Source organism: Flavobacterium sp. HJSW_4 (assembly GCF_042436695.1).
Classification (GTDB): domain Bacteria; phylum Bacteroidota; class Bacteroidia; order Flavobacteriales; family Flavobacteriaceae; genus Flavobacterium.
The window spans coordinates 38,005-50,911 of the sequence record NZ_JBHNPP010000008.1 but is presented as its reverse complement, the minus strand read 5'-3'; the positions used below and the strand labels follow the sequence as shown (position 1 = coordinate 50,911).

At 34.0% G+C, this 12,907-nt stretch carries 13 protein-coding genes; all 13 read right to left on the bottom strand.

All coding sequences use genetic code 11. From position 1 onward, the window contains the following. Positions 1-7: 7 nt before the first annotated feature. Positions 8-1,594 (bottom strand): MDR family MFS transporter, encoded by a 1,587-nt coding sequence (locus ACE01P_RS09710; RefSeq protein WP_379696821.1) that lies wholly within the window; start codon positions 1,592-1,594, stop codon positions 8-10. 4 nt (positions 1,595-1,598) lie between these two features. Then, the gene (locus tag ACE01P_RS09705; protein WP_379696818.1) at positions 1,599-2,678 is read right to left on the bottom strand and encodes an HlyD family secretion protein; all 1,080 of its coding nucleotides are present in this window, start codon (positions 2,676-2,678) and stop codon (positions 1,599-1,601) included. 12 nt (positions 2,679-2,690) lie between these two features. Next, entirely contained in the window at positions 2,691-4,010 is a 1,320-nt protein-coding gene (locus tag ACE01P_RS09700; protein ID WP_379696815.1) for a TolC family protein, read from the bottom strand. Continuing rightward, the gene (locus ACE01P_RS09695; protein WP_379696813.1) at positions 4,000-4,629 is read right to left on the bottom strand and encodes a TetR/AcrR family transcriptional regulator; all 630 of its coding nucleotides are present in this window, start codon (positions 4,627-4,629) and stop codon (positions 4,000-4,002) included. Before ACE01P_RS09695 ends, ACE01P_RS09700 begins: the two co-directional genes overlap by 11 nt. A gap of 134 nt (positions 4,630-4,763) precedes the next feature. Further along, on the bottom strand, positions 4,764-6,386 hold the full coding sequence (locus tag ACE01P_RS09690) for a M1 family metallopeptidase (protein ID WP_379696810.1): 1,623 nt from the start codon (positions 6,384-6,386) through the stop codon (positions 4,764-4,766). 93 nt (positions 6,387-6,479) lie between these two features. Next, complete coding sequence (gene trpA / locus ACE01P_RS09685) at positions 6,480-7,241, bottom strand: tryptophan synthase subunit alpha (RefSeq protein ID WP_379696808.1); 762 nt, start codon at positions 7,239-7,241, stop codon at positions 6,480-6,482. Between the two features lie 52 nt (positions 7,242-7,293). Continuing rightward, positions 7,294-8,031 (bottom strand): carbon-nitrogen hydrolase family protein, encoded by a 738-nt coding sequence (locus ACE01P_RS09680; RefSeq protein ID WP_379696806.1) that lies wholly within the window; start codon positions 8,029-8,031, stop codon positions 7,294-7,296. 5 nt (positions 8,032-8,036) lie between these two features. Further along, positions 8,037-8,357 (bottom strand): gamma-glutamylcyclotransferase family protein, encoded by a 321-nt coding sequence (locus ACE01P_RS09675; protein WP_379696803.1) that lies wholly within the window; start codon positions 8,355-8,357, stop codon positions 8,037-8,039. Positions 8,358-8,427: 70 nt separating this feature from the next. Next, the gene (gene trpB / locus ACE01P_RS09670; RefSeq protein ID WP_379696800.1) at positions 8,428-9,609 is read right to left on the bottom strand and encodes a tryptophan synthase subunit beta; all 1,182 of its coding nucleotides are present in this window, start codon (positions 9,607-9,609) and stop codon (positions 8,428-8,430) included. A 12-nt stretch (positions 9,610-9,621) separates the two neighbouring features. After that, on the bottom strand, positions 9,622-10,254 hold the full coding sequence (locus ACE01P_RS09665) for a phosphoribosylanthranilate isomerase (protein ID WP_379696797.1): 633 nt from the start codon (positions 10,252-10,254) through the stop codon (positions 9,622-9,624). Between the two features lie 123 nt (positions 10,255-10,377). After that, entirely contained in the window at positions 10,378-11,157 is a 780-nt protein-coding gene (trpC, locus tag ACE01P_RS09660; RefSeq protein ID WP_379697209.1) for an indole-3-glycerol phosphate synthase TrpC, read from the bottom strand. 87 nt (positions 11,158-11,244) lie between these two features. Further along, complete coding sequence (gene trpD, locus ACE01P_RS09655) at positions 11,245-12,237, bottom strand: anthranilate phosphoribosyltransferase (RefSeq protein ID WP_379696794.1); 993 nt, start codon at positions 12,235-12,237, stop codon at positions 11,245-11,247. A 76-nt stretch (positions 12,238-12,313) separates the two neighbouring features. Then, the gene (locus ACE01P_RS09650) at positions 12,314-12,880 is read right to left on the bottom strand and encodes an anthranilate synthase component II (RefSeq protein WP_379696791.1); all 567 of its coding nucleotides are present in this window, start codon (positions 12,878-12,880) and stop codon (positions 12,314-12,316) included. Positions 12,881-12,907: the final 27 nt, after the last annotated feature.

Below are 12,907 nucleotides of genomic sequence, written 5' to 3'. Positions count from 1 at the left end.
ATTATCATTAATGCATTGCGTCGGCTGCACTAATTTTGTTCTTCCCTTTTTTAATAAAGAGAATAATCGGTATGCAACATAAAAACATTATTCCTAGATACATGAATATATCCATGTAAGCCATTACCGTACTTTGCTTCATCACTGAATATTCTATGGCTTGATAGGCTTTTTTCAAAGCAACATCTGCGCTATATCCTTTTGCCATAAAGGCGTGCTGCATTCCTGCAACTCTCTGCTGTACTTCAAATTTGGCAGGATCTAGGTTATTAATTAAATCTACTCTATGCGACTGGCTGAAACGAGTGATGAAAGTAGTAATGATAGCGATACCAAAAGATCCGCCTAACTGACGCATCATTCCTGTAAATGCTGCTCCTTCACCAATTTGTTTTCCTTTTAAAGTAGAAAGAGAAAGTGTTGTAATAGGCACGAAAAGTAATCCTAAACCAATTCCTCTTAAAATTAAAGGCCAGTACATGTGTTCAACTCCAGTGTCTGGCGTCATTCGGCTGTACATCATAAAGGTAAAGAAGAAGAAAACTAAAAATCCAACTCCAACCATATAACCTTGTGGTACACCTTTCTGAATCATATTTCCAACAAAAGGCATCATAATCGCCGTTGTAATAGATCCAGGAATTAATAATAATCCGGCATCAGTTGCGGTCCATCCTAAAATCGACTGCGTGTAAATCGGGATAATCAATGTTGAACCGTACAAACCAAAACCAAGGATGAAACACATTATGGTTCCGATTCTTAAGTTTCCGTCTTTTAAAACACTTAAGTTTACGATTGGATGTTTATAAGTAAGCTCTCTCCATATAAATAAAACCAATCCTAAAACTGTTACGACACTTAGGGTTACGATCAAAGAATCGTTAAACCAGTCGTCTTGCTGTCCGTGTTCTAGTACGAATTGTAAAGAACCAATAAAGGCACTTAACAAAATAATTCCCCACCAGTCAACCTGATTTGCTTTTAATTTTTCTCCATATTTCGGACTTCTAACGAAAGTTAAAGCCAAAATTGTAGCAATAATTCCTAACGGAATATTGATGTAGAAAATATACGGCCAAGAATAATTATCAACCAAATAACCTCCTAAAGGCGGTCCAAGAGTTGGTCCAACAATTACACCCATTCCGTAAATCGCTTGCGCCATTCCACGTTTTGCTACGGGGTAACTTTCTGTAATAATCGTTTGGGCTGTTACTAGAAGCGCTCCACCACCCATACCTTGTACGAATCGGAAGGCCACTAGTTCCCATATATTTGTAGCATTACCACACAAGAAGGAACAGACTGTAAATATTATGATTGAAGCCACAAAATAATTTCGTCTTCCAAATTGCTGCGATAGCCAGCTCGTCATCGGAATTACAATAACATTCGCAATTGCGTATGCTGTAATTACCCATGCAACATCGGTCAAGGTAGCACCAAGACTTCCGCGCATGTCTGTTAGTGCAACGTTTACAATCGTCGTGTCAACAATTTCCAGCAATGCACAAAGTACTGCCGTAATCGTAATGACAACACGTCTGAAACCGTATTCTACTAAATCGTCATCTTGTACTGCTGTTGCCATTTATTTATTTTACATGTACATCTACATCAACGTTCATTCCTGGGCGTAATAATTTTACTTTTTCAGGATCGTTTGATTGATCTAAACTAATTTTTACTGGTAATCTTTGGATTGTTTTTACGAAGTTTCCTGTTGCGTTATCAGGAGGTAATAATGAAAAACGTGATCCTGTTGCAGGAGAAAATGATGTTACAGTTCCTTTGAATTCGTAGTTTGGATAAGCATCAACTTTTAAGCTTACTTTTTGTCCAATAACCATTTTGTTCAATTGTGTCTCTTTAAAGTTAGCTACAACCCAAGCTTCGTTATTGTTGATGATGTAAAATAAAGATTGTCCTGGTTGTACCAATTGTCCTGGCTGAATATCAACTTTAGAAACCTGACCATCAATTGCAGCAGTAACTACAGTATAAGAAAGATTTAAATGAGCAACATCAAGCATTGTTTTTGCTTTTTTGATATTCGCTGCAGCAACTTCTGTTTGTTTATCAGAAACTTTAGATTTTGACTGAATAACAGATTTTTGGTAAGAAGTAGCTTTTTGTTGTTGTTCTAAAACACGTACTTGGTTTTCAGCTTCTTCTTTTGCTGATAAAGCTTGCTCATATTGTTGTTTTGTAATAGTATGAGTTTTGTACAAGTTATTGTAACGGTTATAATCGTTTGTAAGCTGTCTCAATCTAATTTTTGCACTTTCGATAGAACCGCTTGCAGATCTCATTTGAGCGTCTGAAACAGAAATACTTGCATAAGCACTTCCAATATCAGCTTTTGCAGCTTCGTATTGACCTTCAGCTCCTAATAATGCAGCGTTAGCTTCATCAATCTTTAATTGATAATCTCTCTTGTCGATAGTAAATAAAGTATCTCCTTTTTTTACATAATCATTATCTTTCACATAAACTTTGCTGATATATCCTGATACTCTTGGGATAATCGGATTCATTTTTTTCTCGATCTGAGCATCATCTGTTTCTTCGTGAGCTTGACCGTGTAAATATTTTGATATTCCGTAAGTTCCTCCCAATAAAACCATTACGGTTAGTATGATGATGAATTTTTTATTTGTCTTTTTCTTTTCCATGAGAGCTATCGATTATATTTTAGAAAGATTGAATGATTGTGATAATTGTCCTGATACTGAAAGTAATTCGTAATATTTTTGAATAATTGTTGCTTTAGATAAAGCAGTTTGAATTTTGGCATTTAAATGTTCTACATCGGCTTCTACCAAATCATTAGTGTCAGATAAACCATTGTCAAATTTATCTTTTACTAATCTGTAATTTTCTGCAGCCTGTTGAAGCGCTTCGTCATAAACAACACTTTGGTTGATTGCTAAGTCATAATCTTCAATAGATTTTTGAACTTCAACTTTAATTCGGTCAGTCATAATAGCTTCAGTATTTTTTACTTCCAAAGCTCTGCTTTCTGCCTCTTTAACGTGCACATTGTTTTTTAGAATTCCTGATAAATCATACGATAATCCGATTCCAAAATTCATAGCATATTTTACAGTTATGATATCTTTAAGATCCAACGCTGTGTAACCACCAAGTAATGAGATTGCTGGATAATATCCTGCTTTTGCAATTTTTACATTAGCTTCAGAAGCTTTACTTTGCAATCTTATTGCTTCTAAATCTTTTCTGCTTTCAAGTGCAACCGCATCAGATGTTATAGTATTGCTTGTTTTCAAATTAAAGAAATCTTGCTCGTTTACCTCAATTTTTACATTAGGATCTAATTTAAGCAAAGTAGTTAGGTAGTAATTGATGTTATTAATATTATTATTAGCTTCATCGATAGATAATTGCGTTTTAGAAACTAATAATTGCGCTTTTAATAAATCATTTCTCGGAATAATTCCGTTTTTCTCCAACTCAGTAAAATCAGTAACACGTTGTTTAGCACTTTTTTGATTTTCGTTTAAAACATCTAATGTTTTTTGAGCTTTGTACAGTGCTGTGTAATAAGTGATTGCTTTTAAAGCTACATCTTCTTTAGTTTTTGCAGCATTAGCAGTTTCTGCTTCATACATCCCTTCAGACGCATCTATGCTACTTTGAATTTTAAATCCAGCAAAAATAGGAAGACTTAAATTAGCCATTCCAATCATTGCTCTGTCTGGAGAAGCTAATGAAGCACTTTCACCTTGATTTGGCAAATCAATCGATGCTTTTGTAAGACGCTGATATTGACCAGAAATTTTAAGGTCTGGGTACTGATTATTTTTTACGGTTTTTAATTCGTACATTTTTGTGTTTACCTTAGTATTGGCAAGCGTAACTTCGTTACTCTTTTCCCAAGCCATTTGTACGGCCTCGCCCAAGGTTAAACTTGTTTTTTCTTGTGCTTCTATTGAAGATATTCCGATAAAGAAAACTCCAAAGAGCATTAATTGACTAATTTTCATAAACAAGTAGCGCTTTTATAGTTTGTTGAATGTGCTTTGTAAGATCGTTTTTAATGTAATTGTTAAACATTTCTTCTGTTTTTAAATCCAATAATTCTTCGAAGAAAGAGCGATTCATGTGAAAGTGAAAAAAGGTTCCAATAATTGTAGGCGTAATCAGTTGGATATTAATATCTTTTCTAAAAACTCCTTGAGCTTGGCCTTGCTTGATAATGCTTTCAACAGATTTTAAATTTCCTTTTTTAAGATCTGTAAAAGCTTGCAGGCTTTTTTCTCTTTTTTTATTGTTTAGTTCAAAATGTAAAACCCTGTAAATCCCTTTGTTAAGGCAAATTCTGTTAATGTAAATTTCGATTAATTTATTGACTTTTTCAAGGGGTTGAAGATTTTCCTTCAATAAATTTTCGAGTTGTAGTTTTAAATCAACGGTTTTATGAAAAATCAAAGCTTCTAAAAGCTTCTCTTTAGAACCAAAATAATACGAGACCATGGCAATATTGATTTTTGCCTCTTTGGAAATATCTCGTATCGATGTACCCTCAAATCCTTTCTCAGAAAATAGCGTCTCAGCTACGTTAAGAATCTGAATTTTTTTATCGTTTAATTCGATGTTTGACATGATAGTGTTTCTAATCGGATGCAAAATTAAACACTTGTTTAATTTAAACACTTGTTTAATTTTATTTTAACACAATATTAACATAAAACGGTGTAGTTGCATTATGACGAAAAATACATTTATTACTAATGTTATTAGGGCTTCGAGAGCTTTAGATAAAAGTTAATGTCTAACCTTAGATTTTGCGTAGTGTTTGTATTTTCTACTTTTATAGACTGCCATGACGTTGTTGGATGTAGCCAATTTTCTTTGGTCAAATTTGTTTTGATTGGCATTGAGAAATTATCGTTACAGTTAGAATAACGATAATTTAATTCTTCATTTTTATAATTGTATTCAAAAACAGGTACATTAACAGTTCTCAAATATTGATCGAATAAATTAGTAAAATCGATGCCTGATTTTTTATTTATATAGGTTTCAATTTCAGCAGATGAAACAACTTTATTATGAAGGTCAAAATTTAATCCTCGTAAAATTTCTTTAAACTTATGATCATCATTTAAAATAGCTTTTATCATGTGCATAACAGACCAACCTTTTACATAATTATCATTGCTGCCATCTTCATTTATTCCGTACCGGCCTATAACAGGTTTGTCATTTTCTATAGTTCTAAATCTTCCATTCATGAATTCATTGCCAGCTTGTTTTCCGCATAAATCTGCTATTACAAGTTCTTCTGCCAAACCGGCAAATCCTTCCTGAATCCATCGATCGGCAATGTCGTTCGCTGTAATATTATTTCCAAACCATTCGTGAGCAATTTCATGGACAATAATTTTATCTGTTTTTTTACCCCATCCAGTATTCGAAATATCACCTCCTTTTTTATTTGTGCCTTTTTTGTATGAACTGCCATAAGCAATGGCACTTTGATGTTCCATTCCGATATAAGGGGCTTCAACCATTTTAAATCCGTCTTCATAAAAAGGGTAGGGACCAAACCAGCTTTCAAGAGATTTCATAGTTATATTAACTTCTGGAATCATATGATTTTTAGCTTTTTGTTTATTGTAATCCAATACCCAATAATCCATACTTAGTTTTCCTTTTTCGCCATTATAGCTTTCGTTTAGGTTGACATAATTTCCAATATAAAAGGTAATTCCGTAATGATTAATCGGATTTTTAACTTCCCAAGAATAGGTTGAGGTATTATCACTATTTTTTATTTTTGATTGCAGACGTCCGTTCGAAACTGCCATTAAACCTTCAGGAGCAATAACATTTATTCTAGCTCCTTTATCGGGTTCGTCATAAAGAGCATTTTTACAAGGAAACCACAAACTTGCACCTTTGTATTGGCAAGCAACAGAAATCCACGGGCGGTTTAAAGAATCTTTAGACCAGACTAAACCTCCATCCCAAGGTGGTTTAATAGATTCTGTTGGTTTACCAGAATAATAAACTGTAATCTGATTTTTCTTGGAGAGTAGGTTTTTAGGCAGTTTTGCGTACCAGATGTTTTCATTCTGGGTATAATTTATCTTTTTTCCTCTCTGAAAAATACTATCAATTTTTAGAGGAGCTACAAGATCAATCTGCATTAAATCAGAATGATTTTTGTTAACGATATTATATTCAATTGTATTTTTTCCTGATATTGTTTTGGTATTATAATCAGGTTTTATTGTGAGATCATAATGTTGAATGTCCCACCAGATTCTTTCAGGAGTAATAGAACCGTTTAATGTATCTTGTTTTGTTGGTATATGCGGTGCTGCATTTTCTTGCGCATATACCAAACAAAACATTAAGTTTAAGATAAGTATGAAAAGTACTTTTGTTGAATAATTTTTACGCATAACACGATTCTAAAAATTAGATACCGTGTAATTTACGTTTAATTATCGAATTTCTCCAACAAACTCAGCAATTTTCCTGCTTCCGTTTTCCGCTAAATGTTTAATGAAAGCACTTCCGATAATTGCACCTTTAGCATATTTAGTTGCCTGATTGAAAGTCTCTTTATTTGAAATTCCGAAACCAACAATTTGAGGATTCTTCAAGTTCAGATTTGATATTCTTTCAAAATATTCTTCTTGAACATTTCCGAAACCGCTTTGAGATCCTGTAACACTTGCAGAACTTACCATATAAATAAACCCGTTTGAAACGCTGTCGATAAAACGAATTCTTTCATCTGAAGTTTGAGGCGTAATTAAAAACACATTAATTAAACCGTATTTTTCAAAAATAGCTTTGTATTCGTCTGCGTAAACATCAACAGGAAGATCTGGAATAATTAATCCGTCAATTCCGATTTCAGCACATTTTTGGCAAAAAGCTTCAACTCCGTATTGTAACATCGGATTAAAATATCCCATAATAATCAACGGAATTTTTACGCTTTCGCGAATGTTCTTCAGCTGATCGAAAAGAATTTGAGTTGTCATTCCGTTATGAAGCGCCTGCGTAGAACTCGCCTGAATCGTTGGTCCGTCAGCTAAAGGATCACTAAAAGGAAGTCCGATTTCGATTAAATCCACTCCGTTTTTTTCTAAATCCTGAATAATCTGCACCGTATCATTTAAGTTTGGATATCCGGCAGAAAAATAAATAGAAAGTATCTTTTTATCTTCTTGTAATTTTTGAGTTATTCTGTTCATTTTAATATTTTTTATCCCAACAAGTTTTTTAAACTGTTCGGTATTTTTTACTTTAATTAATGATAATCTTACTCGTCCAATCGTCTCCTTGTTTTTCAACAAGCAATAATCCCGAATCAGAGTCATTCATTTGGGCAACTAATTCTCCTTTGTTGTTCCAAAATGCGCTTTGTCCCGCAGAAGGCGATCCCCAAGATTCTCCGCTGAAATTAGACATCAAAACATTCATTTTGTGCTTTTGAGCGTAGTTTTGTAAATGGCTGTAGGCATTTGGAATTCCGTTTGGCGAAAAGAAAATACTGGCAATATAAATATCAGTATCATTTTTAGCCGCATTTTCAGGATGCAACGGATTGTCAATATCAGCACAAATTGCAAAAGAAATATTTTGATTTTCAATAGTTAACATCGGATTGTAATCGAATGTTGAATCGAAAAAATCACTTTCACCTTCATGCAAAAACTGTTTCGTATAAATAGAAACCGAATCATCTGGAGCTATGATAAATTCGCCAATAAATAATTTCGAATCTATTCGAATTGGCGCTCCAGCTATAATGACAATGTTATTTCTAACCGATAATTCTTTTAAATGATCAATTCTATAATCATCTTCTGTAAAAACTAAGGCTTCTGCATTTTCTCTTTCGTAACCCGTAATAGATAATTCTGGAAACGCAATTAAACTAGCGCCGTTTTGAGCAGCCAATTGAATAAGCTCATAGTGATTCAGTAAATTAGCAGATATATCTCCGCGTTTAGGTTTTGTTTGCGCTGCCGCTAAAATCATTTTGATTATTTATTTTCGGTATAAATCCAAGCCGTTCTCCCTGATTGAAGTTTGACCTGAACTCTTTTGTATGAATTAGATTCGAATTGATCTACTTTTAACAATTCTGGATTTGAAACTTCAAAAACAGCACCATGTATAACGTCTTCCAAATTTTCACTTGGTACCGCCACGACATAATCTGCCATTCCAAATTCTTCTTCAATTTGTAAACTTTTAAGTTTGAAGCCCAGTATTTGATCTGGACTACCGCTTAAAACTTTATTAAAAATCTGCATCTGAATTTGTTTTGATCTTAATGTTCCGTATGAGAATAATAGTTCCATAATTATGATTTTCTCTTAATTTGTTAGCGTTTGTGATTGCTTCATCCGAAGGTCCAAATTACAACTTTTATTACAATTTAAAGTAATCTATATAATTATCTAAATCTTTATCGCCACGACCAGAAAGACTAATTACAACAATATCTGTCGGTTTGAATTTCTTCTGATCTAAAACTGCAAAAGCGTGCGCACTTTCTATTGCAGGAATGATTCCTTCTAATTTTGTCAATTGAAGGCCAGCATTCATAGCATCGTCATCGGTAACAGAGAAAAATTCTCCTCTTCCTGTTTGTGCTAAATGTGCATGTAAAGGTCCAACACCAGGATAATCTAAACCTGCTGAAATAGAATACGGTTCCGTAATTTGTCCGTCTGGAGTTTGCATTAAAAGGGTTTTACAACCGTGAATAACACCAACTTTTCCTAATTTACTTGTTGCAGCGCTATGTCCGCTATCAACACCTTTTCCTGCTGCTTCAACTGCAATGATTCCAACTTCAGGTTCGTGCAAGAAATGATAATAAGTTCCAGCAGCATTACTTCCTCCGCCAATACAAGCCACTACGTAATCTGGGTTTTCACGACCTTCTTTTTCTTTTAACTGCCATTTGATTTCCTCAGAAATAATACTCTGAAAACGAGTTACCATATCTGGATAAGGATGCGGTCCAATTGCTGATCCAATTATATAATGTGTATCAACAGGATTATTAATCCAATCGCGAATGGCTTCATTTGTAGCATCTTTTAAAGTTCTAGAACCTGACAGCGCTGGACGAACTTCTGCGCCTAACATTTTCATACGAGCCACGTTTGGCGCCTGACGTGCAATGTCGATCTCGCCCATGTAAACGATGCATTCAATTCCCATTAAAGCACAAACTGTCGCCGTTGCCACACCATGTTGCCCTGCTCCAGTTTCGGCAATAATTCTTTTTTTGCTTAAACGTTTTGCAAGCAAAATTTGCCCGATGGTATTGTTTACTTTGTGCGCGCCAGTATGGTTTAAGTCTTCTCTTTTTAGATAAACTTTGGTGTTGTATTTTTCAGACAAACGTTTTGCAAAATACAAAGGACTAGGGCGTCCAACGTAATCTTTCAGCAATTGGTTGAATTCTGCTTTAAAATCAGGTTCATCCATTATGCTTAAATATTTCTGACGTAATTCTTCTACATTTGGATATAACATTTCAGGGATGTAAGCTCCTCCAAATTCTCCGTAATATCCTTTTTCGTTAACGTTAAAACTCATTTTATTTAAATTTTAAAAGTTGGCAACATCAAATTTGCGTTTGAAATTGCTTAATAGATTTCTATTTTTTAGCCCTGGTTCGATTTCAAATTTACTATTTACATCGATAGCATAAATAGGCAATTTAGTTTTTGAAATTTCTTCAATGGCTTTTAATTCGTTCATTCCGATGCCGCCACTTAAAAAGAAAGGCTTTTTCGAATTGTATTTTTTTAATATCGTCCAGTCGAAAGTTGTTCCGTTTCCGCCTGGAAGTTTTCCTTTTGTGTCAAACAGAAAATAATCTGCGACTTCTTCAAAAGGTTTTATGACTTCAAAATCGAAATTTTCATCGGCAGAAAATACTTTGATTATTTCAATTTTCTTTGGAAGTTTTTCTTTTAAAGCTGAACAAAATTCAACTGATTCTTCTCCGTGCAATTGAACCGCTTGTAAATTATATTTTTCAACTTTTTCAAGAATTTCTTCCTGACTTTGATTGACAAAAATGCCTACTTTTTTAATTGTTTTTATCAGTTCGGGAACATTCCCATTGCAATATCTAGCGGACTTTTCCCAGAAAATAAATCCCATATAATCGGGTAGGAGCGCGCCTACTTCGAGGATATTTTCTGGATATTTCATGCCGCATATTTTGAGTTTCATTTTTATTTTGTTTTTGCCACGAAGGCGCTAAGACACTAAGTTTTTTTTTATTTTTTTCGCCACGAATTACACTAATTTCCACGAATCGAATTAGTGTAATTCATGAAATTCGTGGCAAACTTTTTATAGTTTGCTGATAAATTCTGTTGCTGCTTTTCCTGCGTTATCGGTTTTCATGAAGTTTTCTCCAATTAAGAAACCTTTGTAACCGTAGGGTTTTAATTCTTGAATTGCTTCAACTGATGAAATGCCACTTTCAGAAACTTTTACAAAATCATTCGGAATTTGAGATGCCAATTCTTTGCTGAAATCTAAACTTACTTCGAATGTTTTCAAATTTCTGTTGTTCACGCCAATCATGTCTAAAGTCGGCATAATTGATTTTTCTAATTCTTCTTGATTGTGAACTTCCAACAAAACTTCTAAACCTAAGCTTTTGGCAAATTCAGATAAGGATTTGATTTCTTCACGAGTTAAAACCGCCGCGATTAATAAAATCAAATCGGCTCCATGTGCTTTTGCTTCTAAGATTTGGTATTCATCTACAATAAATTCTTTTCGCAAAAGCGGAATATTTACTGAAGCTCTTGCTAAAAGTAAATCGTCTAAAGATCCGCCGAAATATTTTCCATCAGTTAAAACTGAGATTCCGCAAGCACCAGCATTTTCGTAACCTTTTACCACTTCTTCAACTGTGAAATTATTGTTGATTACTGATTTTGAAGGAGAACGGCGTTTGTGTTCTGCGATAATTCCAGAATTACTGTCTCTTAATTTCTGACTAAGAGAAATCGTCTGTTTTCCAAAAAACACCGAAGCTTCCAACTGAGAAACCGGAATAATCGATTTCTTTAAAATCACTTCTTGTTTTTTGTCTATTATTATTTTATCTAAAATGTTCATTGTCTTTATTTGTTTCAAGTTTCAAGTCTTTTTAGTTTCACGTTCCAATAACTTGAAACTTGAAACCTGAAACTTGAAACTAAAAAATTATTTACTTAATTCTTGTAATTTCTGTAATGCTTTTAATCCTTTTCCAGACAGTAAACTTTCTTTTGCGAGTTCGAATCCTTCTTTTGGAGAGCATTTTGTAACGGTTGAAATTGCCATTGCTGCGTTAGCACAAACAACATTATTCTGTGCTTCATTTCCTTTTCCAGAAATGATATTAGTGAAAATTTCAGCAGATTCTTCAATTGTTTTTCCGCCTTCAATTTCTGTTTGAGATAAAAGACGAACGCCAAAATCTTCTGGATTCAGCATTCCTTCCATATGATTAGAAATCGTTTTGGTAGGGCCAGTTAATGAAATTTCATCATATCCGTCAAGCGAATGTAGGATCGTGAAATTGGTATCTGTATTTTGGTACAAATAAGCATACATTCTAGCCAATTCTAAGTTGAAAACTCCAACCAATTGATTCTGTGGAAATGCTGGATTTACCATTGGCCCCAACATATTAAAGAAGGTTTTTACCGCCAGTTCTTTTCTAATTGGCCCAACATTTTTCATCGCTGGGTGAAATAGGGGAGCGTGCAAAACACAGATTCCAGACTGATCAATACATTTTTCTAAAAATGAAGGATCGTTGCTAAATTTAATTCCCATTTTTTCCATTACGTTGCTTGATCCAGAAATAGAAGAAACTCCGTAATTTCCGTGTTTTGCAACTTTTATTCCAGCTCCAGCTGAGACAAAAGAAGCCAAAGTTGAAATATTGAAAGTATCTTTTCCGTCACCGCCCGTTCCGCACAAATCGATTGTATTGTAAGCTGATAAATCGACGCGAATGCAAAGATCTAATAATGCTTCGCGAAAGCCAGAAAGTTCATCAATTGTAATGCTTCGCATCATAAAAACAGTCAAAAATGCCGAAATCTGACTTGGATTATATTGACCGCTTGAAATATTAATCAATACGTTTTTTGCTTCTTCTTTAGAAAGCACTTCGTGGTTGATTAATTTGTTTAATATAGTTTTCATTTTCTTTAAAGTTGCTAAGGTTCTGAGATACTAAGATTCTAAGTTTTTTACTGTGACTGTAAACTGAGACTGAATACTAGCTATTAATCCAATTCTCTAAAATCTTTTTCCCATTCGGTGTCAAAACACTTTCTGGGTGAAACTGAACGCCTCTTACGTCGTAATTTTTGTGTCTTAAAGACATAATTTGCCCGTTTTCGTCTACCGAAGTTGCTTCTAAATCTTCTGGTAAATTAGCATCTACAACCCAAGAATGGTATCTTCCTACTTCAAATTCGTTTCCTAAACCTTCAAACAAAATTTCGTCTGAAACTACTGTTTTTACGTTTGTTGCAACTCCGTGATACACTTTGTCAAGGTTAGAAAGCGTTCCGCCAAAAACTTCTCCAATTGCTTGCTGTCCCAAACAAACGCCAAGAATACTTTTTGTTGGACTGTATTTTTCGATTACTGCTTTTAATAAACCTGCTTCATCTGGAATTCCAGGCCCTGGAGAAAGTAATATTTTTTCGAAAGAAGCAATTTCATCAATATCAAATTCGTCGTTTCTGTAAACGGTAACTTCGCAGTTTAAATCTTCTAAATAGTGCACTAAATTGTAAGTGAAACTATCGTAATTGTCTATAACTAAAATCTTTTTCATTTTTTTAAGTTTCTAAGATGCTAAGTT